We start from the raw sequence: 23,666 nt of genomic DNA, 5'->3' as shown, positions 1-23,666 counted from the left end.
GATTCCGAATCTCACATTCTTGTTACAATCGAAATCAAACGTTTGAGTAAGCAGTATTTAATTTCTGATTCGCTCAACAATTTCTTTCTCGAAAAGGTTTATAAATACTTTCACCCCCTCATCATCTATTTTATATCCACCTTTTCCAGTTGTTTGTTCAAAGGCGCCTACCACGTTAAGTTCTACGTATTGCTTTTTAGTCCAAAAATTTTCTTTATTCACATAAAAAACATTAAAAATATATTTTTTAGCATTCTTTTTTATGTCAATGTCCATATAATGATTCCGGGGTTCGTCTGTTCCTGTTACATCCTTCAGTTTATATGAGAATGACGGATTTTTATTAACCACATCAATAGTTTTTTCTTCAAATTGTATAATGTCTGTAGAAAAAACGTACTTCGTTATTGGCGGATAAACGGCACTGAATTGGCCAACAAAATAAATCCAGCCCCCAATAAGGCAAAACAATGCTATGCTAATAATGGTAATGAGTATAATTACTATTTTTTTCAACGGCTGTTTTTATGTTTTTAAACATAACAAAAAAGCTCCATAAAATTATTTATGGAGCTTTTAATATATTATCGGTATTGTTTACGCTTCTACAGGATGTTCTTTAGCAGCCAAATACCTTTCAGCATCGAGCGCGGCCATACATCCAGAACCTGCAGCAGTTACTGCCTGTCTGTAATACATATCCTGCACATCGCCACAGGCAAAAACACCTTCGATATTGGTTAAAGTAGAACCCGGTTTGGTAGCTAAATAACCTGTTTCATCCATATCCAACTGCCCTTTAAAAATATCGGTATTTGGTTTGTGACCGATAGCCACAAAGAAACCTTCTACTGCGATATCAGATTCGGCACCGGTTTTGTTATTTAAAACTTTAACCGCAGTTACATTTTTACCGTTACCTAAAATCTCCTGGGTTTCGGTATTGTAATGCACCACAATATTCGGTGTAGCCAACACACGACTCACCATTGCTTTAGAAGCTCTGAATTCGTCTCTACGAACCAATAAATGCACGGTTTTACAAAGTTTTGCTAAATAAGTTGCTTCTTCTGCAGCAGTATCTCCGGCACCTACAATGGCAACATCTTGTCCTTTAAAGAAGAAACCATCGCACACGGCACAGGCCGAAACCCCAAAACCATTGTATTGTTGCTCACTTGGTAAACCCAGCCATTTTGCTGTAGCGCCTGTAGCAATAATTACGGTATCAGCTGTAATGGTTTTAATTTCATCAACCACTACTTTATGTGGCGTTGATGAGAAATCTACCGAACTTACATAACCGAAACGGATATCGGTACCAAAACGCTCTGCCTGCTTGCGGAAATCTTCCATCATTTCTGGCCCCATAATTCCTTGCGGGTAACCTGGAAAATTTTCTACATCTGTAGTTTGCGTAAGCTGACCACCAGCTTGCATACCGGTATACATAATTGGTTTTAAATCAGCTCTGGCAGCATAAATTGCAGCAGTATAACCTGCAGGACCTGAGCCTATAATTAAACACTGAACGTGTTCGTTTTCTTGTGACATTATATTGTGTGTTTGAAATTCATTAATCGTAGCGCAAATTTAATGCTTTAAATATTTGTTGGCAAGTGCACATTGTCAACATAGTTTACTTATTAACATCACGAACTTAGTGCCGCGTGCCCGGTGCAGAGATTCGTGGTGTCAGATGTTTCGATCTGACATTGACTACATATATGCGTGATGATTTTTACCTGTCAGATGGTAACATCTGACAGCACAAAAATCACTTCCCTTTATTCTCTCTGATCAACCGAATTACATTGCCTCCCAAAATTTTCTTAATATCGTTTTCCGAATATCCGTTTTTAATCAGCTCATTTGTAATTTTAGGATAATCTGCTACGCTGCTCATACCTAAGGGAAAAGATTCAGCGCCATCAAAATCTGCGCCCAAGCCTACATGGTCAATACCAATTAATTTAACTACATGGTCGATATGTTTAACCAATAACGATATAGGCGGGCGTGTAGCATCGGCATCAACCTGATGGTTATAAATTAAGGTATCAATTGCATTGCTTCTACCATATTTAGCACTCAATGTTTTAAGTTCGGTATCATATTTTGCAAAGAATTCTTTTTGTTTAGTATTGAAGGTATGGTCTAAAAAACCACTGTAGAAATTAATGCAGACTACACCACCATTTTTACCGACAGCTTTGATCTGATCATCTTTTAAATTTCGCGGAACCGGATTTAGAGCATAAGCACAGCTATGGGAAACAATTATGGGTTTGACAGATGCAGCAATGGCATCATAAAATGTTCTTTCGCCTACGTGCGATAAATCGATCATTACCCCAAGTTTATTCAATCGTTTTACAACTTGTTTTCCAAAATCGCTTAAACCTGCATTTTCGGGTTTTACTTTACCCGAGGTTTCTTCGGCGGCCGAACTGGACCATGTAGTACTGTTGTTCCAGGTTAAGGTGAGGTAAGCCATTCCGCGTTTTGCCAAGCTATCGATATAGTCTAAACGGTTTTCGATCATATGACCACCTTCTACCCCTATCATAGCAGCTAATTTTTGTTGTTTAACCGCTTGCTCGAGATCTTTAGCGCTTGTTACCAGTTTAATTTTATCGGGGTATCGTTTAATTAAACTATAAAGCGAGTCTATTTCCTGGTTAGCTACAGCATACCCACCTGTTTCATCACACCAGATGGAGAAAAACTGAACATCCAACCCACCTTGTTTGGCCCTCACTAAATCGAAATTCCCTTTAGGCTGAAGTTTCCCAATATCGATGCCCGATTTGATCTGATTGAACAGTATATCTCCATGGGTATCGATTACAATCGCATTTTGATGAATTTTATCTGAATTTTGGGCAAAGAGATTAATCTGCAATAGTGTAAGGACAAGAAAAAGATAAAGATTTTTCATGCGCTAAATATAATATTAATTGTTTTTACCAGTATAGACACTCAAGTTCCCATCTATTTTTTTCACCACTAAAAAACAAAGACATTTTTATGTTCAGAACTCAGGTGTGCTAAGATGGCTTAGGTGGTAAAAAATTATGTAATATTAACTGTCAGATGGTAACATCTGACAGCACATTAAAAACTAAGGTACCTCAGGTGATAAAAAAAATTATGTAATATTAACCGTCAGACGGTAACATCTGACAGCACATCGAAACGCTAAGTTTGTATAACCCCAACATTAAACTTCTTAGTAATCGGCGATTGATTGGCGGCCTCAATTCCCATTGAAATAACTTTTCTGGTTTCTAAGGGGTCGATAATACCATCTACCCAAAGCCGGGATGCGGCATAATAAGGTGTGGTTTGGCTATCGTATCTGTCGGTGATTTCTTTTAACAATTCAGCTTCTTTTTCTGGCGTAATTACCTCACCTTTTGCTTTTAAAGAGGCTTCCTGAATCTGAAGTAAAGTTTTTGCAGCCTGCGAACCGCCCATTACCGCAATTTTAGCCGTTGGCCAGGCATAAATCAATCTAGGGTCGTAAGCCTTACCGCACATAGCATAGTTGCCTGCGCCATAAGAATTCCCCAATACTATTGTAAATTTTGGCACTACAGAATTGGCAACAGCATTAACCATTTTAGCTCCATCCTTAATAATACCACCATGTTCTGATCGGCTGCCTACCATAAAGCCAGTAACATCTTGCAAAAATACCAATGGGATTTTCTTTTGGTTACAGTTCATAATAAAACGGGTGGCTTTATCGGCGCTATCAGAATAAATTACACCGCCAAACTGCATCTCTCCTTTTTTCGACTTCACCACTTTACGCTGGTTGGCTACAATACCTACTGCCCAGCCATCAATACGGCCTAAACCACAAACAATGCTTTGTCCATAGCCTTTTTTGTATTCTTCAAATTCAGATTGATCAACCAAACGGTTAATGATCTCCATTATTTCGTAAGGTTTATCCCTGTTTTCAGGTAAAATACCATAAAGTTCTTCTTCATTTTCTTTTGGTTTCGCTGGTTTAATCCGATCAAAACCTGCGTTTTGAGGCGCACCCAACATACTCATGATGTTCCTGATGCTATCCAAGCAGGCCTGATCATTAGGATGTTTATAATCGGTAACACCCGATATTTCGCAATGAGTTGTGGCTCCGCCCAAAGTTTCATTATCAACCTCCTCACCTATGGCCGATTTTACCAGGTAAGAACCCGCTAAAAAAACCGATCCGGTTTTATCAACAATCATCGCTTCATCGCTCATGATGGGCAAATAGGCTCCCCCGGCAACACAAGCGCCCATGATGGCCGAAATCTGTACAATTCCTTCCGACGACATAATGGCATTGTTACGGAACATCCTTCCAAAATGTTCTTTATCGGGGAAAATCTCATCCTGCATCGGAAGATATACACCAGCGCTATCAACCAGGTAAATTACTGGCAAGCGGTTCTCCATAGCAATTTCCTGCGCGCGCAGGTTCTTTTTTGCAGTCATCGGAAACCAGGCTCCTGCTTTTACAGTGGCATCGTTGGCTACAATCATACATTGTCTTCCGCTTACATAGCCAATACCGCACACCACTCCAGCCGAAGGACAGCCACCTTGCTCGGCATACATGCCATCAGCCGTAAAAGCACCTACTTCTAAAAAGTCGGTATCTTTATCAATTAAATAAGCAATGCGCTCGCGGGCCAATAATTTTCCCTTTTCTTTTTGTTTGGCCGCATTTTTTTCGCCACCACCTAAATATATTTTTTTGAGTCTGGTTTTCAGTTCGTATACCAACTGTTTATTTACATCCTCATTTTTATTGAATTCGATATTCATGGTGGCAATTTAAATTTAATTTTAGAAAAACAGTATTGACCAAAACGGTTTCTGGTACACAGCAAATTTTAAACCACAGAGAAAACAAGAGAAATCACTGAGGACACAGAGATCTGAATGCTTTATTTAAGATTAGATTCCTATAATTTGAGTGATAACTAAAGTATTTTCTCAGTTTACCTCTGTGTAAAAACTCTGTTCCCTCTGTGGTTAATTATCCGTTTAAAATGATATTTTTGGGTAAATCCGAAAAATGGAACTAACCATCAATATTCCTGCGCTATTGTTTCCTGCCATCAGCTTAATTATGCTGGCTTATACCAATCGTTTTTTGGCTTTGGCCAGTTTAGTGAGAAGTTTAAAATCGAAATATGAAGATGGCGATAAAAATGCAGCCCTTCATAAACAGATCGAAAACCTGCGTTACCGCTTAAGACTGATCAAAAACATGCAGGCTTTTGGTGTACTTAGCTTTGCCAGCTGCCTTTTTTGTATGTTTTTTATTTATTTGGAGTGGAATACCTTTGCTGAAATTCTTTTTGCACTGAGTTTGATATTTTTTATGATATCGTTAATCATTTCGTTAATAGAAATCCAGATCAGTACAAAAGCACTGGAGCTGGAATTGAGCAGTTTAGAGGAGCTCGATAATCCATCAATTGTAAGTAGGTTTAAAAAGAAATTTGATAAAGATTGATATGCAGCTATCTGTTAATACACCAGAAGAATATTTAAACAGCCTCCCTGAAGAAAGGAAAGCGCCGGTTTCGAAATTGAGAGATACTATTTTAGAAAACCTGCCAGCTGGTTTCGAGGAACAGATTACCTACGGCATGCTGGGATATGTTATTCCACTCGGGCTTTATCCTCCAGGTTACCATTGTACACCAGAACAGGCTTTACCTTTTATCAATATTGGTTCGCAAAAGAATTTTATTGTTATGCATCACTTAGGATTGTATGCTTTTACTGATTTACTGGAATGGTTTCAGGCTGAATATCCTAAACACGCTAAATACAAACTTGATATGGGCAAAGGCTGTGTTCGTTTTAAAAAACCTGATGATATTCCGTATGCATTAATTGCCGAGCTCACCAGAAAGGTTACACCAGCACAATGGATTGAACAATATGAAAAAGTATATAAACGTAAAGGCTAATTTTGATAAACTACACCATCAATCTTCAGCTTTTTAAACTTTTCGGCCCAGCCTTTACCTTTTATGTATTTTACCTGCGATGGGTATCCTTTTAAATTTGGATGATAAACCGGATCAAACGAAAAAGTAATTTCCGTATCCGATTTTTGAATAACAGTTACTTCGTTATCATTTTCATCCTTTTCTCCTGTCGTGAAAAACTTATCGCCAATTTTTGCATTGAAATCAGCTCTGGTATAAGTTTTCAAAGGACTGTCGGGATAGCCCTCAATTAATTTATTCTGCTCGTCTATCCTTAAATAAACTGTACTCACTGCATCGCCACCAACCAAAGAATAAAACTGGTAAAAAAGCTTTTTATTGATGCGAACAGTATCCTTGATTTCGGTGTAGGATTGGGCATTCATATACCATAAATTGCCAATCTGCATGGGCAAAAATGAATCAGCAGCACTGTTTTGAGCCTTATTCTTCTGGCAAGAAAGGATAGCGAGACTAATTAAAATAAAACTTAAAGATTTCCAGTTTACGATCATGAGGCATTTGTTTTTCCTTATTTAACGTTAAAGATAAACAATGCGCTACACTGTAAGCTATTAATTCACAAAATGATACAAGAAAACAACCTCACCACTAAAGGCAGGTTTCTTTTGATCTTCAATTTCCATTTCGATAGCCATATTTACTTTAGTTACACCTCGGAGATTGATAATAGAAGCCAGTTTAGCTTTTAACCTTACCTTACTGTTTACGGTAACAGCCTGTGCAAACCTTAAACTTTCGATCCCATAATTGATCTCCATTTTTAGTTTTTGGATATCAACAATTTCTTTCCATAGATAAGGGATTAACGAAAGCGTTAAATAGCCATGCGCTATAGTTGCTTTAAAAGGGCCTTCATTTTGGGCTCTTTCTTCATCAACATGAATCCATTGATGGTCTAATGTGGCATCGGCAAATTTATTAATCTGTTCTTGTGTAATGGTATGCCATGAAGAAACGCCTAATTCCTTGCCAAGGTATTGTTCAAATTCTGCGTGGGAGGTAATGATTTGCATTTTTGTAATTTTAGTTCCTTTATTCAGGTATTTTATAATATTGTTATATTTTTAGTATGATTACCAATATGATGGCTTGTAGTTTATAGCATATCAGTATCAACAGTGCGACCATTGACTATTAGCCATTGACTATAATCCGAAGTACTTCGCTATAATTAACTCAGATTTCTTTCTCTAAACCAAACCTCATCTGGAATGGCAGAAAAATCATCCATTTTATCGATTAAAGTTTCGGCCTTTGCCTCATTAAAAACTAAATCACGATTGGCCGGTTTCAAAAATTTACTTTGCACCATCATATCCATTTGGGCAAATAAAGGATCGTAAAAACCATTTACATTTAATACGCCAATTGGTTTTGTATGCAGGCCGAGCTGCAACCAGGTTAATACTTCAAAAAACTCTTCAAGCGTACCGAAACCACCTGGCAAAATTACAAAACCATCACTTAAATCGGCCATTTTCTGTTTTCTTTGGTGCATATTTTCCGTTACAATCATTTCGGTTACCCCTTTATGACCAACTTCTTTATCCATTAAAAACTGTGGAATTACGCCCGTAACTAAACCGCCTAACTCGAGTACGTCATTGGCTAATACACCCATCACGCCTACACTTCCGCCACCATACACCAATCTGATCTGCTGTTTTACAAGTGTTTCTGCCAGTTGCTTTATTGCGTTACGCAGCGCTACATCGCCATTAAAGTTTGAGCCACAATACACACAAACTGATTTAAGCTTATTCATTTAGTTAAAATTTACCGAAGTTAAGACTTTATCGGCTTTCTGTAAATTTTAATTCTACACAAAGCTGTTACAGTTTTTTGTTATTCGTTATTAAACCTATCAGGTTTTAAAAACCTGATAGGTTTAATAAAAAAAGGAGCAGCATTAACGCCACTCCTTTTAACCAAATATAAGAGAAAAGATTTTTTTGTTAAACGATCTTAGAAAGAATAACGGATTGTTGCACCATAAGTTCTTGGATCTCCGAGTACACCTGCATATAAGCCTGAGTTACCTGCTGCAGCCTGCAATTGTTCATAATAGTTTTTGTTTGCGATATTTCTGCTCCAAACAAATAAAGAGAACTTATCTGATTTGAATCCTAACCTTGCATTAAATAAAGCATAACCTTTAACATTTAAGATGCTTGATGGTGTAGGATTTGAAGAATATTCTGAACGGTAACTCGCATCACCCGCAATAAAATACCTACCAGCCCTGGTTGCTAAATTACCTGGGGTACTAAATTCAGAACCTCCAGAAATATTCCATTTAGAAATACCTGGCAATCTGCCTCCTGATGCATCTTTAAATGCCACTTGGGTCGCTACACCGTTTATTAATTCAGTATGGCCAGTTTCTTCTAAAGGAAGTGGTGCATTGGTGAATTTCACATATTTCCCATCAAGGTAAGCAACGGCTGCATTTAAAGTTAAGAACCTTTCCAATTGATAAGTTCCATCAATTTCTAAACCTTTTACTTTAACCTTTTCAGCATTAGCAAGATAACCTCTGTTTACACCCAACTGTGGAGATTGAACATTGGTTTGGTAATCTTTAATATCGGTATTAAATGCGGTAACATTTAATATGGCACCTTTAACTGGTTTTGTTTTTAAACCTAATTCGTAATGTTGAACATATTCTGGTTTTACAACAGCAACTGATAAGTCTGCCTGTCCGGTTGAAGTAGTTGGTAAACCACCTACGTTAACGCCAACTGGTTTATAAGCAGTAGAGAAAGTTCCATAAACGTTCAATTTTGTGTTAGGACGGTATGAAACCGTTAAGTTACCCGATAGATTATTGTTATCTACTTTAGTAGTGAACTGCTGATTACTATACACAGCGGCTTTTAGTGCAAGCAAAGCGGCGTCTGTAGTCTGCAATCCGCCATAAGTTACCCTGTCGTAATCCACATCTTTTTTATCGTAGGTGTATCTTAAACCTGGTAATACGTGAAAGTGCTCTAAAAATTCCCAGTCAACCTGAGCAAAAATAGCTGCACTCAACGATTTGATGGTCGAATTGGTTTTGATCCCAAAGCCATCTAATAAACCTGGTGTTGAGTATAATGCCTGACTACCAGTATTGCTGGTTTGTACAAATCTCCACTGATCTTTACCTACTTCTTCCGTTTGGGCCAAACCTTTTAAGTTCTGAGCAAGGGCAAACACCCCAATTACACCACTTAATTTATCGGTGATATTACCAGCGTATCTAATTTCCTGTGAATATTGATCATGACGGGAGTTACCTTGAGATTTGGTCAATGCTGATAATTCAGAGAAATCCCTGTCGTTGGTAGGATCCCAGTTCCAGAATCTCCACGCAGTAGTAGAAGTTAATGTTCCGCCACCAATCTTGTAATCTACATTTAAGGATATACCACCGATTGACTGATTGTGTCTCCAGGGAGTATTGGTATTGATCTCTCTGGAAAAAGGATCAATTTTCGGTTGTTGATAACCTAAATCAGAAACAATTTTGGCGTACTGACGGTAAGCGCTTCTTTCTGTCTGTGCAACACCAGCAATTACCAATGGGTAACCTGCAGGGTGCTGAATACTTACATCACTACTCAACAATATCTGTAACCTATCTGAAGGAGTAAAATACAACTGGCCTTTAAAACCAAGGTTGTTTTGTCCGCTATATTTACGTTCTTCTCTGGTATTCCAGATTGTACCATCGCGTTGAGTACCGGAGATTGATATTTTTGCAGCAAGATTTTTTGCTACTCCTCCCGAAACTGACGTTTTTGCCTGGATAAAGTTATAGTTTCCAACGCTCAATTCTACTTTTGCACTTGGTGTTTGGGTAGGTTTTGTGGTGGTGATGTTAAATGCACCCGCAGTAGTATTTTTACCAAATAACGTACCTTGAGGACCACGGATTACTTCTATTTGTTCGATATCCAGGAAATCGGTTGAGGTAGCAGCCGGACGCGCGTGATAAACACCATCTACGTAAAAACCTACACCCGGATCGATACCATCATTTGTTAAACCGAATGTTGAACCCAAACCTCTGATATTAAGTGTGGTATTTCTGGCATTAGAAGCATACAATTGTACAGATGGCACTAACTCTTTTAAACGGTTAACGTTAAAAGCACCTGCATTTTCTGCTGCCTGGCCGCCAATTACAGTAATTGGAATAGGCACATCCTGTAAAACCTCCGAACGTCTTCTCGACGTTACAACGATCTCATCCAATAATGCGTTTTCTACCAGAACCAGTTCTATTGGTGTTTCCTGAAGTTTTAAAATCTGAAAATCCTGTGGTTTATAGCCAACTGAGCTCACTTGAAGGTAAAATGGAGTTTCTTGTTTTACATTTATACTGAAAACGCCATTATCATCAGCCACTACGGCTTGGTTTGTTCCCCTTACCTTTACAGTAGCATGTGGTATTGTACTGCCATTTGTTGTTTTAATTACACCTGTTACTGGGCTTTGGGCAAAGGTAAAACTTGCCGAAAGTAAAAATGAAAAGAGAATTAGTAAACTTTTGTTCATGATTAGTTATATAGTTTGTTTAAATGTTGTTGATTAATGACTCGTTCGAAAGTATGCGATTACTGTTTTAGAATGGCTACAACAACAATACGAGCGTGTTTTTTGATTCGTTTTCATGATTATTATATAAATCCTATAGATTTAGTCGACAAATATATTAAAAAATTTTATCTGCCAAATTTTATTTTGTGATTTTTCTATTTTTAATTGATTTCCAGACCTTATAGGTTTTTAAAACCTATAAGGTCTAAAACAAAACGGGGCTATCGTAAACGATGCCCCGCTGAATTCTATAAAAATCTTGACTAATTGAAATTGCTTCGTTCCTCGCAATCACGATTATTGGAAAGGAAATACCTTATCTTGTATAATTAGGTGCTTCTTTAGTAATCGTAATATCGTGCGGATGGCTTTCTCGCATACCTGCAGCCGTAATCTGCACAAATTGTGCTTCTTGTAATGCCTCGATATTTGCTGCACCGCAATAGCCCATACTTGCACGTAAACCACCAATATATTGATACATTACTTCCGCTAAGGTACCCTTAAATGGCACACGGCCAACAATTCCTTCAGGAACTAACTTTTTAATATCATCTTCCACATCCTGGAAATAACGATCTTTAGAACCTTGCTCCATTGCTTCAATTGAGCCCATTCCACGGTAAGATTTAAATTTACGTCCTTCGTAGATAATGGTTTCGCCTGGTGATTCTTCAACTCCTGCAAATAACGAACCTGCCATTACCGTACTTGCTCCAGAAGCAATTGCTTTGGCAATATCACCTGTGTGTTTAATGCCACCATCGGCAATAACAGGAACACCTGTGCCTTTTAAAGCTTTGGCACATTCGTAAACCGCATATAATTGGGGAACACCAACGCCGGCAATAATTCTGGTGGTACATATAGAACCAGGACCAATACCTACTTTAACTGCATCGGCACCAGCATCGGCTAAGAATTTTGCAGCAGCACCAGTTGCTATATTTCCAACGATAACCTGAAGATCAGGATATTTCGCTTTAACTTCCTTTAATTTATCAACTACTCCTTTAGAGTGACCATGAGCAGTATCGATGGTAATTACATCAACACCTGCATGAACTAAGGCATCAACACGTTGTATAGTATCAGCCGTTACACCAACCGCAGCACCTACACGTAAACGGCCGCGTTCGTCTTTACAGGCGGCAGGATAATTTTTAACTTTCGAAATATCCTTAAAAGTGATCAAACCGCTTAGGTAACCATCTTTGCTTACTACAGGAAGTTTCTCGATTTTATGGTTCTGAAGAATTTCTTCTGCCTGAACCAAAGTAGTACCTTCTGGTGCAATGATTAAATTTTCTTTAGTCATTACCTCAGAAATCGGTCTTTTCATATCCTTTTGGAAACGTAGATCCCTATTTGTAATAATACCCACCAATTTATTGTCGCTGCTTACAACAGGAATACCACCAATTTTATGCTCTTTCATGATCTTGAAAGCATCGGCCACAACAGCTGTTTCCAATAAGGTTACTGGATCCTGGATCATACCGCTTTCAGAACGTTTAACCTTACGTACTTCTCCGGCTTGTCTTTCTATAGTCATGTTTTTATGTAACATACCAATACCACCATTTTGCGCAATGGCAATGGCTAGTTCGGCTTCAGTTACAGTATCCATTGCCGCAGAAATCAATGGAACATTAAGTTTAATTTTTTTTGTTAAAAAAGTGGCTGTATTTACTTCACGGGGCAGAATTTCGGAATATGCGGGTACTAGAAGTACGTCATCATACGTTAAACCTGTGGCAATAAACTTTGTGGAATCGAGTTGCATAGCAAATAAATTAGGATTTATTATTTGCCAGGCAAAGATACGAAAATTGAGGGAATATAAAAGTATAATAATAAAAATGCTTAAATATTGAGCTTGTCTGACAATCGCTATCACTACAAAGCAAAATCAAGGTTTAATGAGTATATGGTAGCAATGACCTAACTATTTAGCGAATTTATTTGAATAAAATTTTAGTTTTATATAATTTCAACAAACCAAATATAATAAGATGATAGATTTTCTTGAGGGCGTAAAGGAATGGCTCGTTGGATTTTTCGGCTTACCCGCGCTGTTAAAACTACTGCAAACCAATGATTATAGCCAGTTTATGAGCTGGAATGGCATTAGCGCGCTTATGGGGCCTTTGATTCCTTTTTTATTAGTTTTTGAAATCATCAGGATGGCATTTTACCGTCGTTTTAAAGTGGTTGATTACCGGATTTCTTTCTTTTCACTGGTGATTAATTCTTTTATCGGCCGCATTATTTCTATCGGAATGGTGTCTATCTGTATTGGTTTATTTGGCAGGTACGCCATTTTTAAAACTGAGATTACCTGGTATTGGCTAATATATGGCTATGTGATCTGGGAATTCGGTCATTTTATTTATCATTTTTTAGCACATAAAGTAAGGCTTTTCTGGTGTTTGCACTCCACCCATCACGCTCCTGAAACCATGAACTTATCGGTAAATTTTGCACATTTTTTTCTTGAAGCACCTTATGCAGACCTGATTAGAACTACAACATGCATTCTTTTGGGGGTAAGCCCTGCCCTGCTTTTTTTAATCATGTTTATCGACGGTTTTTGGGGATCTTTTATCCACATTGGAGAAAACATTTCTAAAGATGGCCGTTTTGGGTTTTTAAATAAAATCATCCTTACTCCTTCTCACCATCGTGTACACCATGCCAAGAATGCATTGTATATGGATACCAACTTCTGTAACCTGTTACCCATCTGGGACCATGTTTTTAAAACCTATCAGGAAGAAGATAAAACAGTAAAAATTGAATATGGTATTACCAGAGAAATGAAAAAACACAGCTTTTTAGATGCTTATTTCGGTGAAATTGTTCTCTTGGCCAAGGATGTTTGGCGTGCACCAGGTATTAAAAACAAGTTTCTATACATCTTTATGCCTCCCGGATGGAGCCATACCAAAGACCATAAAACGGCAAAAATAGTGAGATCGGAATATTTGAAAAACTACAAACCTGAAATGGCTAACTCATAGGATGAGCTAACGGAACTACTTTATAAAATTTTTGCTTATACCTTATTAGGCTGATTTAAAAGTCCTGGATTAAAAATATGTTGTCAATTAATTGATCATATTTAATTAAATCTTTTTAATATTGCAGTAACCAAAAAACTAATTTTATAAATGCAGAAAAATGCTCTCAAATTTCTGACTTTAATGCTATGCATTGGAGTTAGCACCGCTTATGCCCAAACCGCTCAACCCATAAAAAGAGAATTTAAGTTTGGTAAAATTGCACCAACAGAATTCGAAGTGAAAGCCTCTGGCCAAGACTCTTCTGCCTCAGCGATTAAACTGTTTGATGTTGGCAACTGTTATTTCGAATATAACTCTACTGGAGGATTTATTTATGTGTTTGAACGACATATTCGTTACAAGATCTTAAATAAAAATGCTTATGATCTGGCCAATTATCACGTAGAACTTTACAGAAGTAGTAATTCTGCAAAAGAAGATCTCAGCTTTATGGATGCCGCAACTTATAATATGGTTGATGGCAAAATGGTTACCAGTAAACTGAACAAAGATGCCAAGTTTACTGAGGAATTTAACAAAAACTTTGTGATCAAAAAATTTGCATTGCCTAATGTTAAAGAAGGATCGATTATCGAATTTAAGTATAAAATTAGATCCGATTTTACATTTACACTACGCGGATGGGAATTCCAATCAAATATTCCGACCCTATGGTCTGAGTATAATGTTAGAATTCCTGATTACTTCGTATACAAAAACAATATGAGCGGATACTACCAAATTGAGCATCCAGTACATGAAACTGTAACTGCATCCTATATCCCTGGCTTAAGTTCTAATGCTGTTTATGACAAATATTGTGCTGCAAATGTACCTGCACTAAAAGAAGAGCCATATGTAACCACAATGGCTGATTATACCCCTAAAATAGAATTTGAACTTAGGGGGACCCAATTCCCAGGCGAACTATATAAAGACTTTAATGGTTCGTGGCCAAAAATCATTCAAGGGCTGGCCGAAGATGAAAATTTTGGTGGTTTTATTAATAAAAACAGTTATTCCAAATCTGTACTTCCAGGCATTCTGAAAGGAGAAAAGGATACCTTGGCTGCAGTAAAGCTTATTGTCAACTATGTTAAAAACAACTTAAAATGGAATAAGGAATATTCGAAGTATGCTAACGAAACCAATCCAAAAAGTATTTTCGAAAAGAAAACAGGCTCATCTGCTGATATTAACCTTGCCTTATTAAGCTTATTAAAGGAAGCAAAAATTGATGCCTACCCTGTTTTAATTAGCACAAGAGAAAATGGTGAACACCCAGGATACCCGGTAGTATCGGCGTTCAATAACGTAATTGGTGTTACCCAAATTGGGAATAATTTATATTTTCTTGATGCTACAGATAAAGATCTTCCAGCAGGCATGTTAGATTATGAAAACCTGAGTCACCAGGGCTTTTATATGGATTTAAAAAGCTTTAATGGGAAATGGCTTTCTACTGAACCAAGTGTATCGAGCGAAAAGATTTTTGTTTATAACATGACGCTCGATAAAGACCGTAAGTTAACAGGAAAAATTAATCAATACTCAAAAGGTTATAGCGCATTAAACCTTCGCAATAAATACAGAAAAACAAATAACGAAACCGAATTTGTTAAAAACTTAAAAAAAGACAAAACAGGTCTTGAAGTTTCTAATTATAAAATAGATAACCTCGACAATCTTGATGAGCTGTTGACTGAAACCATGGATGCAGTAATTGAAGATAACGTGGAAGAAGCCGGAAATCTGGTGTATTTTACACCCCTGCTTTTCGAAAGAACCAAGGAAAATTTATTCAAACTAGAACAACGAAAATTCCCGGTCGATTTTGCTTATCCATTTAAAGAAAGCTACCGCATTACGGTAAACTTCCCTGATGATTATGAAATAGATAAACTTCCTAAAGGAGGCATTTACAAACTTCCGGAAAACAACGGAACCTTTAGCATTAATTATGTAACTGAAGGTAAAACCCTAATGGTGAAAAGTACCATTAATGTGAGTAAATCGCTTTATACACCTGAAGAATATTTTGATTTAAAAGAATTATTTAAAGCTGTTGTAGAAAAACAAGCTGAACAAATCGTATTTAAAAAGAAAGTATAATGAAATACTATTTAAGTTTGGTGCTTACGATTGTAAGCATTAACACTGCATTGGCACAGATAGATTACGATGTGGCGAAGATCCCCGAAAACCTTAAAAAGGATGCTGTTGTGGTAATTAGAAACGAAGAATCTTTCTTTGATGTTAAGGGTTTAGGTGAAGCAAAAATGGATTATAAAGTGGCGATAACCATTTTGAACAAGGCAGGCGAAGAATATGGTGAAATGGCTGAAGTTTACGATAAATTCAGCAGCATATACAATATTAGAGCTACCCTTTACGATGCAGCAGGAAAAAAAGTAAAAGACTATAAAAGTTCTGATATTAAAGACCAAAGCCTGATTTCGGATTTTTCGATCTTCGAAGACAACAGGCTTAAGCTCTTAAAATTCGTAAGCATAACTTATCCATACACCATAGAATACAGTTATAGCCAGGATTATAAAGGATTGCTTTCTTTTCCTTCGTGGCACGACATTAAAGGTTTTGGAGTATCAGTAGAGAAATCGGCCCACACTATCCAGAAGGCAAAAAACTACAAAATGCGGTACATTACGAGTTCGAATTTACAGACCGACTCGGTAATTAACGGAGAAAAAGTACAGTACAAATGGAAAAGTGCCAATGTTGCAGCAGTTGCTGAAGAGCCTTTAAGTACAGGCATCGATAACATTTCTGCCTGGGTTAAAGCCTCCCCTAATCAGTTTGAATACGATGGTTCGACAGGAAATTTCGATAACTGGAAAAATTTCGGATCGTGGCTGTTTACCTTAAATCAGGGTGGGAATAAACTTCCTGAAGCAACCAAATTAATGGTACAGAATTTAATCAAGGATGCCAAAACACCAAAAGAAAAGATACGGATTTTGTATAACCATTTGCAGCAAAATACCCGTTATGTAAGTGTTCAACTGGGGATTGGCGGCTTCAGACCAATTTTAGCTGAAAAAGTTGCCCAGGTAAATTACGGCGATTGTAAAGCGCTTTCTAATTATATGAAGGCCTTACTAAACGAAGCAGGAATTGCTTCCAATCTAATTGTAATTGGAAATGATATGCCCAGTTTAAATCCGAATTACTCGAGCATGGGGCAGGCGAACCACATGATTTTGTGTGTTCCATTGGCAAAAGATACTACTTTTTTAGAATGTACCAGCCAATATAAGCCAATGGGATTTATCGGCTACAGCAATTCTGACCGGAATGTATTAATGGTTACCGAAGATGGGGGAAAAATAGTGCATACCCCTGCTTACAATGCCAAAGAAAATTATCAGATCAGAAGAACCAAAATTACACTGGCAGAAGATGGTACAGCCAGTTCTGAAATAAAATCTACTTATGGCAACGCACAGTTTGAAGAAAATTTTTCGATGACTTTAATGGAACCCGTTGATCTCCGGAAAAAAATAATTGAAGATAGTCCTATTCCGGTAGCAGAGCTGATTAGTTATAAGTATGCACAGCCAGATAAAACGTTACCAGTGCTTACCGAAGAGATTAATTTTAAAACTAATCCGCTGTTAACCAAAGGTGGAGATAAATTATTTCTGGTGGTAAACCAGGTTAACCGCCGCGAGAGTGTTCCGCTTAAAGTAGAGGGAAGAAAAACATACTTTGCTGTTCCTTTTAGTTATAATGACGATGATGAAATTAATTACATTTTACCAAAAGGGTATAATGTAGAGTTTATTCCAAAAGATATTGTGATTAACTCTGAGTTTGGATCGTACACCGCGAAATTTAGTATTAAGGATAATATGATTGTTTATAGCCGTATACAAACCATGAACAATAAAAAGTATCCACCAGAAAAATATGGTGAGTATGTAGATTTTTATAAAAAGATTTACCAGGCTGATAAACAAAAAGCTGTTTTAGCAAAAACTTTATAAATTAGCATATGATTACTGAAAACCAATATTTTGATGGCAACGTTAAATCGTTAGGCTATGAAACCGCTAAAGGAAAATCGACTGTCGGCGTTATAAATCCAGGAGAATATACTTTTGGAACAGCCCAGAAAGAAATTATGCATATTATGGAGGGTGAACTAACAGCGCTTTTACCAGGTACTACAGATTGGCAAAGCATTAAAGCCGGTAGTAATTTTGAAGTGCCTGCAAACTCATCTTTTAAAGTAAAGGCTAGTGTTCAAACGGCCTATTTATGCCAGTATAGGTAGTTAATAAAAGAATAACAAACCGAAAAAGTCGTCATTTCGAGCGGAGTGTAACGAAGCCGAGAACCCGAAGGCTCTGCGAAGCAAAATCTATCTGGATAGATCTTTCCATTTCGCTACGCTTCAGTCGAGATGACGAATAGCGGGGGATATTTATAATTATTTCTTCCCAATTACTACCTCGGTAAAACTATCAGTAGTAAGGTATTTATTTGCCAAGGCTAATAATTCTTCGGCAGTAATGGTTTTAACCTTCTCTATATATTTGGAATAGTAATCATAATCCAATCCTGCGAAATAAATGTTCTTGAATTTATCGGCATGTGAGAACACATTTTCTAAACTGCCCAACATCGAACCCAACATATAGTTCCGAACAAGATCCAGTTCTTCTTCCCCTACCAGTTCATTTTTCAATATCTCTATCTCTTTGTAAATCTCAGTTAATGCAGCCGAACAAACATCGGCACCAACTTCAGTAGCAATAAAAAGATAACCAGCCTGTTGTAGCGAAGAAATCCCAGAACCAATGCCATAAGTGTAGCCTTTATCTTCACGGATGTTATTCATTAAGCGCGAACCAAAGTATCCACCTAAAACGGTATTTAAAATCTGAAGACCAGAAAAATCTTCATGTTTACGGTTAATGGCCAACTGACCAATTCTGATCGCAGACTGTAAAGCTTCTGGTTTTTCCGTGTAAACAAACTGTTTTTTTGTTGAAGTAAAATTGAAACTGTTCTTTACCGCATTACTTTTTTCCCAATCTTGTCCAAAAGCATCGTTCAGCAGGTTAAAACTGGCATCATCAAACTTACCCGAAACGATGATGGTACAATTATTTGGCGCGTAGGCAGCTTTAAAATATTCAATTAAATCTTCGCGTTTTAATGCATCATAATGACCAGCTTGTATGTTTACTCCATAAGCTGTATCGCCAAATAAAGCATGTGCAAATTCTTTTCTCGAAAGAACATCGTTCTTCTTTAGGTTTACCTGTAGCTTTTGCTTTTGGTTCTGAATGTAAATATCAAGTTCATGCTGTGGAAACTGGCTTTCTGATAAAACATCTTTAACAATGGGTAATACCGAATGTAAATGCTTATTTAAAGTGTATAATGTAACTGAAGATTGATCCTGAACATATTCTGTTTGGAAAAATGCACCATAAAAGTCAATTTGTTCGGCTATTTCTTTCGCCGATAATTTATTTGTGCCATTATTGATCAATGCGCTTACCGCAATGGCCTGTAATGGCTTTTCGAACTTCCAGTTTACATTTTCAAAAATAAATTCGATACGTACCAGGTCCTGTTCTCCTGAATAGATTGTAAAAACGGGCACTCCGTTATCCAATGCTTTTTTTTCTGGATGGATAAAATTTATTGTAGATACCTGCTTAAAATCAGGCGCTTGTTGTCTGTTAAGCATTTTCTTCAGTTAAATAATATAAAGTTGATGATGAATTTGGTTGGAAAGTTTCATTGGATATCCGTTTAATATCTTCTGCTTTAACCTTTAAAAATTCTTCTGTTTCTTGATTTAATAAAGCCGCATCACCTAAAAGCTCATAATAAGCCAGGTTCATCGCTTTATCCAATAAACTCATTTCAGAAAAAACAAGTACAGATTCTACCTTGTTTTTTACCTTGGTTAATTCGTTATCAGCAACCAGCTCGGCTTTTAATTTTTCCAGTTCAGACCAGATTGCTTTTTCTGCAGTTTCGGTTGTTATTCCTTCTACCAATTTACCTTCAACAATAAACAAACCCGGATCTAAACTGCTCGAAATGTAGGCATTGATATCGCTAAAAAGTTTCTGCTCTTTCAACAAGCTATTATACAAGCGCGAAGACTGCCCACGTGATAGAATATCAGATAATAAATCAAAGGCATAATAATCCTGATTTAACCTCCCTGGCATTTTAAAAGCCATATAAATTGCATTTAAAGGCACATTTGCCTTCACAGTTTCTTGTCTCGCTTCTGTTTGCGGTTCTTCCTGAACTAAGTCACGGCTGTACTTCTCTCCCGCTGGGATCGGTTCGAACCATTTTTCAGCCAGTTTTTTCACCTCTTCGGTTTTCACATTTCCACCTACAACCAAAATTGCATTTTGTGGTGTATAATGTTTTTTAAAAAATGCCTTTACATCGTCCATTGTAGCGTTTTCGATATGCGAAAGCTCTTTTCCAATAGTTGCCCAGCGATAAGAATGCTTTTTATAAGCCAGCGGACGCAACTTTAACCAAACATCGCCATAAGGCTGGTTAAGATAACGTTGCTTAAACTCCTCACTCACCACATTTCTTTGCGTATCTAAACTCTTTTCAGAAAAAGCCAGGCTCAGCATACGGTCGCTTTCCAACCAAAATGCCGTTTCTATGTTTTCTGCAGGCAGCGTGATGTAATAATTGGTAATATCATTGCTCGTAAAAGCGTTGTTCTCACCACCTACGCGTTGCAAAGGCTCATCATAATTCGGAATATTTACCGATCCGCCGAACATTAAATGCTCAAATAAATGCGCAAAACCAGTTTTTTCAGGGTCCTCGTCACGGGCACCAACATCATATAAAATATTTAAAACTGCCATTGGCGTTGTCGCATCTTCATGCACCAAAACTTTTAAACCATTGGCAAGTGTAAAACGATTAAAATCTACCATATTAATTTTTAGAACCGTAAAGATATAATAAATGATTTCACTGATGAGGAAGATTTAATAGATTTTGGTGCATTAACTGTGTTTGTTATTTTTTTGACAAACCTTAAACCTTAGCCCCTCAACCTTCCCTCCCTTTTCCTTATCTTTGTAGTATGAATACAGCCGATTTACTGCAACGGGCATTACATTTCGATTTTTTGAGCCTTGAAGAAGGCGTACATTTATACCATCATGCCGATACGGCGTCGTTGATGTTTGTAGCGAATGAATTAAGGAAAATTCAGGTACCAAGTGGCAAAGTAACCTGGCAGATCGACCGTAATGTAAATACGACAAACGTATGTATTGCCAACTGTAAATTCTGTAATTTCTTCCGCAGGCCTGGCCACGAGGAAAGTTATATTACTGATATCGAAACCTATAAGGTAAAAATTGAAGAAACTTTCCGTTTAGGTGGAGATCAGTTATTATTACAAGGCGGTCACCACCCAGATTTAGGTTTAGCCTTTTATGCCGATCTTTTCAAAAAACTAAAAGAATTATATCCTGATTTAAAATTACATGCTTTGGGGCCACCCGAAATTGCACACGTTGCAAAGCTGGAAGGAATGACGCATACTGAAGTATTAAAAGCGTTAAAAGAAGCAGGAATGGATTCGCTTCCTGGTGCAGGTGCCGAAATTTTAAATGACCGTGTAAGGCGTTTAATTTCAAAAGGAAAATGCGGCGGACAGGAATGGCTTGATGTAATGCGCGCGTGCCATCAATTAGATATTACCACATCAGCAACAATGATGTTTGGACACGTAGAAACCATCGAAGAGCGTTTTGAACATTTGGTATGGATCCGTCAGGTACAGAGTGAAAAACCAGCCGATGCAAACGGATTCCTGGCTTTTATTCCATGGCCTTTCCAGGATGATGGAACTTTATTAAAAAGACTCCGTGGCATCAGCAACAATGTAACAGCTGATGAATATATCCGCATGATTGCCTTGAGCCGCATTATGCTGCCTAATATTAAAAACATTCAGGCCAGTTGGTTAACCGTTGGTAAAGCAACCGCACAGCTTTGTTTACATGCAGGTGCAAATGATTTTGGATCGATTATGATCGAAGAAAATGTAGTATCGGCTGCTGGTGCACCACACCGTTTTACGGCGAATGGTATCCAGCAATCAATCAAAGCTGCCGGTTTCGAACCTCAGTTACGCGGACAAAAATACAATTACAGGGATTTGCCTGAGCATTTGGAAGAACAGGTGATCACGTACTAGAGATAGAGATGGATAATGTGAATGGAATATGTAAGATGGAAACATATTCTATTATACACATTGATTTTAAAATCCTATCATCTTAATAATCTTAATAAATAAAGGGAAGTAAAACCAAGTTCTACCTCCCTACCTTAAACAAAACATTACCTAATCAATAATGTAAAAACTTTGCTATGATAGCTTTTTACCATCTTTCAAGAATAAGTTAGCAATTGTGATTACACTGGCTTTATCCAAAGGCTCATCAAAACTTTCTACTGCTACTGCTTTGGTTATGCCTGCATTGCCACCTATACCTACAATATTTGCACCAGCTTGTACCGTTAAATCTTCGCCAGCATATACTGCGTCTACCTGAGGAACTCCAGAATCATTTGCCTGACCTGAAGCACCAAGACTAACCCATGGCTTATATATTGCTGTACCAGCTGCTGTACGCATTTGACGGATGTGCGAAGCATGACGTGCCTCAACCGAGTGGATCTGTAAAGCGGTTTGTAATACGCCCGGACTTACCAGTAAGTTTCCTGCCTGACCTTTGTATGCTCTAACTCCAGTATCTTCAAAACCTTGTGCTACCGCTAAAAAAGTACCATAATCAGAATATACAGTAGAAAACGTTCCACCTGCTCTAAAATCGGTATCCGCATAGGCAATTGGTGCACGGGCAGAACTTCCCAAAGCACCTATCAATAAATCAACGTGTGCTTTTTCGTGATCACGAATAGTAGTAATGGCTGCTTGACTTGCGGCATTAGGAAAATTAAAAGTAACATCAGTTACTGCCGATCCTGGAGTTTTGCCTACAATACAGTGATTATAAAAATGATATTCCAAATACTCTAGCGATAAAGCAAAGTTTAATACATCAACAACCACAGCAGGTAAAGCTGTTTGTCCATACGCTTTTTGAAACATTGAACCTAGGGCTAGCGGCATAGCAGCCAAAGAGATTTTTTTGCCCATGTTGAAAAAGCTTTTCATTGCAGCTCTTCTCGGATTTAATCTTTCATAGATCTCACCGTCAACTTTTTCAATTTCTTCTAATATATTTACGATATTCATAATTTCTGATTTTAAAAATTAAAGATTGATAACATTAATTTTGGTTTTAATATACTTTCCAGCAATGGCTAACACTTTATCTGGTGTTAAAGCTGCATCTAAACCAGCTGCGTTATTGGCACCCAATGGAGCCAGGCTATTGAGATCAGCAAATGAACCGTTTGAGATTAAATCACGAACATAAGCTGCATGACGAGCCTCAACCGAAACAATCTTACCTGCTAACAATAAATAAGTGCCATTTTTAATTCTTGGCCCGGCACCATTGTATGCTGCCACTCCCAAATCTTCGAAAGCCATTGCCGTACCTAAAACACTAGCAGAACTGGTAAAATCAATTGATGAAAAATCTACCTCCAAACTTCCAATTGCAGCTGTACTTAAAGCAGCTTTAAAAAACTCCCTGTGTGCAATCTCATGGAACTGAATATCCTGGAAATATGCTTTTTGAGCAGCTGTGAAACTTGCAGGAGGTGCTGAAGCAACTTTTATATAAAATGCAGCTTCTAATTGCTCTAAAGCATAAGCATAATTTAATACGCCGAAATCATCTTTAAAATCTAAGGTTGCGCCTCCCATAATAGGATTCTCGTAACCACGATCTTTTTTACAACCGGCTGCAACCAAGGCGATGCCAGCAGCGCCTGCACCTGCATACTGAAGAAAAGATCT

Annotated in this window: 20 protein-coding genes; 7 read left to right on the top strand and 13 right to left on the bottom strand. The window is 37.5% G+C overall.

The genetic code is table 11. From position 1 onward, the window contains the following. Positions 1 to 57 precede the first annotated feature (57 nt). The 4 genes from ASU31_RS25385 to ASU31_RS25370 all read right to left on the bottom strand — a co-directional run bounded on the left by ASU31_RS25385 (position 58) and on the right by ASU31_RS25370 (position 4,830). Positions 58 to 516 (bottom strand): hypothetical protein, encoded by a 459-nt coding sequence (locus tag ASU31_RS25385; protein WP_057935047.1) that lies wholly within the window; start codon positions 514 to 516, stop codon positions 58 to 60. 81 nt (positions 517 to 597) lie between these two features. Next, positions 598 to 1,554 (bottom strand): thioredoxin-disulfide reductase, encoded by a 957-nt coding sequence (gene trxB, locus ASU31_RS25380; protein ID WP_057935046.1) that lies wholly within the window; start codon positions 1,552 to 1,554, stop codon positions 598 to 600. 223 nt (positions 1,555 to 1,777) lie between these two features. Continuing rightward, positions 1,778 to 2,941, bottom strand: a complete 1,164-nt coding sequence (locus ASU31_RS25375) for a dipeptidase (protein WP_057935045.1) — start codon at positions 2,939 to 2,941, stop codon at positions 1,778 to 1,780. Positions 2,942 to 3,201: 260 nt separating this feature from the next. Further along, a complete protein-coding gene (locus ASU31_RS25370; RefSeq protein ID WP_057935044.1) occupies positions 3,202 to 4,830 on the bottom strand; it encodes an acyl-CoA carboxylase subunit beta in 1,629 nt (542 codons plus the stop codon). Positions 4,831 to 5,083: 253 nt separating this feature from the next. On the opposite strand from ASU31_RS25370, the gene ASU31_RS25365 reads away from it, so the two are divergent. Continuing rightward, positions 5,084 to 5,527 (top strand): DUF2721 domain-containing protein, encoded by a 444-nt coding sequence (locus ASU31_RS25365; protein WP_057935043.1) that lies wholly within the window; start codon positions 5,084 to 5,086, stop codon positions 5,525 to 5,527. A gap of 1 nt (position 5,528) precedes the next feature. After that, the gene (locus ASU31_RS25360; RefSeq protein ID WP_057935042.1) at positions 5,529 to 5,990 is read left to right on the top strand and encodes an iron chaperone; all 462 of its coding nucleotides are present in this window, start codon (positions 5,529 to 5,531) and stop codon (positions 5,988 to 5,990) included. Here ASU31_RS25360 and ASU31_RS25355 read toward each other — a convergent pair. From ASU31_RS25355 to guaB, 5 genes are all read right to left on the bottom strand, one after another. Beyond that, the gene (locus ASU31_RS25355) at positions 5,987 to 6,526 is read right to left on the bottom strand and encodes a hypothetical protein (protein WP_057935041.1); all 540 of its coding nucleotides are present in this window, start codon (positions 6,524 to 6,526) and stop codon (positions 5,987 to 5,989) included. The genes ASU31_RS25360 and ASU31_RS25355 overlap by 4 nt on opposite strands. A gap of 60 nt (positions 6,527 to 6,586) precedes the next feature. Continuing rightward, complete coding sequence (locus tag ASU31_RS25350) at positions 6,587 to 7,048, bottom strand: MaoC family dehydratase (protein WP_029275744.1); 462 nt, start codon at positions 7,046 to 7,048, stop codon at positions 6,587 to 6,589. 158 nt (positions 7,049 to 7,206) lie between these two features. Beyond that, positions 7,207 to 7,800 (bottom strand): LOG family protein, encoded by a 594-nt coding sequence (locus tag ASU31_RS25345; RefSeq protein ID WP_057935040.1) that lies wholly within the window; start codon positions 7,798 to 7,800, stop codon positions 7,207 to 7,209. A gap of 200 nt (positions 7,801 to 8,000) precedes the next feature. Further along, positions 8,001 to 10,580 carry a TonB-dependent receptor gene (locus ASU31_RS25340; RefSeq protein ID WP_057935039.1) on the bottom strand — a complete coding sequence of 860 codons (2,580 nt, stop codon included), beginning with the start codon at positions 10,578 to 10,580 and terminating at the stop codon, positions 8,001 to 8,003. 358 nt (positions 10,581 to 10,938) lie between these two features. Next, a complete protein-coding gene (gene guaB, locus ASU31_RS25335; RefSeq protein ID WP_057935038.1) occupies positions 10,939 to 12,408 on the bottom strand; it encodes an IMP dehydrogenase in 1,470 nt (489 codons plus the stop codon). A gap of 229 nt (positions 12,409 to 12,637) precedes the next feature. Here guaB and ASU31_RS25330 point away from each other — a divergent pair, with 229 nt between their 5' ends. The 4 genes from ASU31_RS25330 to ppnP all read left to right on the top strand — a co-directional run bounded on the left by ASU31_RS25330 (position 12,638) and on the right by ppnP (position 17,984). Next, positions 12,638 to 13,645, top strand: coding sequence for a sterol desaturase family protein (locus ASU31_RS25330; RefSeq protein ID WP_057935037.1), 1,008 nt, complete (start codon positions 12,638 to 12,640; stop codon positions 13,643 to 13,645). A 150-nt stretch (positions 13,646 to 13,795) separates the two neighbouring features. After that, the gene (locus ASU31_RS25325) at positions 13,796 to 15,799 is read left to right on the top strand and encodes a DUF3857 domain-containing protein (protein ID WP_057935036.1); all 2,004 of its coding nucleotides are present in this window, start codon (positions 13,796 to 13,798) and stop codon (positions 15,797 to 15,799) included. Beyond that, positions 15,799 to 17,694 carry a DUF3857 domain-containing protein gene (locus tag ASU31_RS25320; protein WP_057935035.1) on the top strand — a complete coding sequence of 632 codons (1,896 nt, stop codon included), beginning with the start codon at positions 15,799 to 15,801 and terminating at the stop codon, positions 17,692 to 17,694. The genes ASU31_RS25325 and ASU31_RS25320 overlap by 1 nt, the downstream gene beginning before the upstream one ends. Before the next feature lie 8 nt (positions 17,695 to 17,702). Then, the gene (gene ppnP, locus ASU31_RS25315) at positions 17,703 to 17,984 is read left to right on the top strand and encodes a pyrimidine/purine nucleoside phosphorylase (RefSeq protein ID WP_057935034.1); all 282 of its coding nucleotides are present in this window, start codon (positions 17,703 to 17,705) and stop codon (positions 17,982 to 17,984) included. A 156-nt stretch (positions 17,985 to 18,140) separates the two neighbouring features. Here ppnP and ASU31_RS25310 read toward each other — a convergent pair whose 3' ends face one another. Continuing rightward, positions 18,141 to 19,412 carry a M16 family metallopeptidase gene (locus tag ASU31_RS25310; RefSeq protein ID WP_057935033.1) on the bottom strand — a complete coding sequence of 424 codons (1,272 nt, stop codon included), beginning with the start codon at positions 19,410 to 19,412 and terminating at the stop codon, positions 18,141 to 18,143. Continuing rightward, positions 19,405 to 20,649, bottom strand: coding sequence for a M16 family metallopeptidase (locus ASU31_RS25305; protein WP_057935032.1), 1,245 nt, complete (start codon positions 20,647 to 20,649; stop codon positions 19,405 to 19,407). The genes ASU31_RS25310 and ASU31_RS25305 overlap by 8 nt, the downstream gene beginning before the upstream one ends. 152 nt (positions 20,650 to 20,801) lie before the next feature. On the opposite strand from ASU31_RS25305, the gene ASU31_RS25300 reads away from it, so the two are divergent. Further along, the gene (locus ASU31_RS25300; protein ID WP_057935031.1) at positions 20,802 to 21,926 is read left to right on the top strand and encodes a CofH family radical SAM protein; all 1,125 of its coding nucleotides are present in this window, start codon (positions 20,802 to 20,804) and stop codon (positions 21,924 to 21,926) included. A 174-nt stretch (positions 21,927 to 22,100) separates the two neighbouring features. Here ASU31_RS25300 and ASU31_RS25295 read toward each other — a convergent pair whose 3' ends face one another. Further along, on the bottom strand, positions 22,101 to 22,994 hold the full coding sequence (locus ASU31_RS25295; protein ID WP_057935030.1) for a ferritin-like domain-containing protein: 894 nt from the start codon (positions 22,992 to 22,994) through the stop codon (positions 22,101 to 22,103). Positions 22,995 to 23,012: 18 nt separating this feature from the next. After that, a partial coding sequence (locus tag ASU31_RS25290) for a ferritin-like domain-containing protein (protein ID WP_057935029.1) occupies positions 23,013 to 23,666 on the bottom strand: 654 nt, incomplete at its 5' end.

The sequence above is a fragment of the Pedobacter ginsenosidimutans genome, from assembly GCF_001442625.1.
Classification (GTDB): domain Bacteria; phylum Bacteroidota; class Bacteroidia; order Sphingobacteriales; family Sphingobacteriaceae; genus Pedobacter; species Pedobacter ginsenosidimutans.
Note: the sequence above shows the minus strand (reverse complement) of the source record. Positions and strands in the feature narration are given on the sequence as shown.

What these genes read in the sequence shown, in the direction of transcription:
- ASU31_RS25305 (WP_057935032.1), bottom strand. Translation starts at nt 20,649, where the DNA reads ATGGTAGATTTTAATCGTTTTACACTTGCCAATGGTTTAAAAGTTTTG.
- ASU31_RS25360 (WP_057935042.1), top strand. Translation starts at nt 5,529, where the DNA reads ATGCAGCTATCTGTTAATACACCAGAAGAATATTTAAACAGCCTCCCT.
- guaB (WP_057935038.1), bottom strand. Translation starts at nt 12,408, where the DNA reads ATGCAACTCGATTCCACAAAGTTTATTGCCACAGGTTTAACGTATGAT.
- ASU31_RS25370 (WP_057935044.1), bottom strand. Translation starts at nt 4,830, where the DNA reads ATGAATATCGAATTCAATAAAAATGAGGATGTAAATAAACAGTTGGTA.
- ASU31_RS25325 (WP_057935036.1), top strand. Translation starts at nt 13,796, where the DNA reads ATGCAGAAAAATGCTCTCAAATTTCTGACTTTAATGCTATGCATTGGA.
- ppnP (WP_057935034.1), top strand. Translation starts at nt 17,703, where the DNA reads ATGATTACTGAAAACCAATATTTTGATGGCAACGTTAAATCGTTAGGC.
- trxB (WP_057935046.1), bottom strand. Translation starts at nt 1,554, where the DNA reads ATGTCACAAGAAAACGAACACGTTCAGTGTTTAATTATAGGCTCAGGT.
- ASU31_RS25300 (WP_057935031.1), top strand. Translation starts at nt 20,802, where the DNA reads ATGAATACAGCCGATTTACTGCAACGGGCATTACATTTCGATTTTTTG.
- ASU31_RS25365 (WP_057935043.1), top strand. Translation starts at nt 5,084, where the DNA reads ATGGAACTAACCATCAATATTCCTGCGCTATTGTTTCCTGCCATCAGC.
- ASU31_RS25340 (WP_057935039.1), bottom strand. Translation starts at nt 10,580, where the DNA reads ATGAACAAAAGTTTACTAATTCTCTTTTCATTTTTACTTTCGGCAAGT.
- ASU31_RS25330 (WP_057935037.1), top strand. Translation starts at nt 12,638, where the DNA reads ATGATAGATTTTCTTGAGGGCGTAAAGGAATGGCTCGTTGGATTTTTC.
- ASU31_RS25310 (WP_057935033.1), bottom strand. Translation starts at nt 19,412, where the DNA reads ATGCTTAACAGACAACAAGCGCCTGATTTTAAGCAGGTATCTACAATA.
- ASU31_RS25320 (WP_057935035.1), top strand. Translation starts at nt 15,799, where the DNA reads ATGAAATACTATTTAAGTTTGGTGCTTACGATTGTAAGCATTAACACT.
- ASU31_RS25375 (WP_057935045.1), bottom strand. Translation starts at nt 2,941, where the DNA reads ATGAAAAATCTTTATCTTTTTCTTGTCCTTACACTATTGCAGATTAAT.
- ASU31_RS25350 (WP_029275744.1), bottom strand. Translation starts at nt 7,048, where the DNA reads ATGCAAATCATTACCTCCCACGCAGAATTTGAACAATACCTTGGCAAG.
- ASU31_RS25345 (WP_057935040.1), bottom strand. Translation starts at nt 7,800, where the DNA reads ATGAATAAGCTTAAATCAGTTTGTGTGTATTGTGGCTCAAACTTTAAT.
- ASU31_RS25295 (WP_057935030.1), bottom strand. Translation starts at nt 22,994, where the DNA reads ATGAATATCGTAAATATATTAGAAGAAATTGAAAAAGTTGACGGTGAG.
- ASU31_RS25355 (WP_057935041.1), bottom strand. Translation starts at nt 6,526, where the DNA reads ATGATCGTAAACTGGAAATCTTTAAGTTTTATTTTAATTAGTCTCGCT.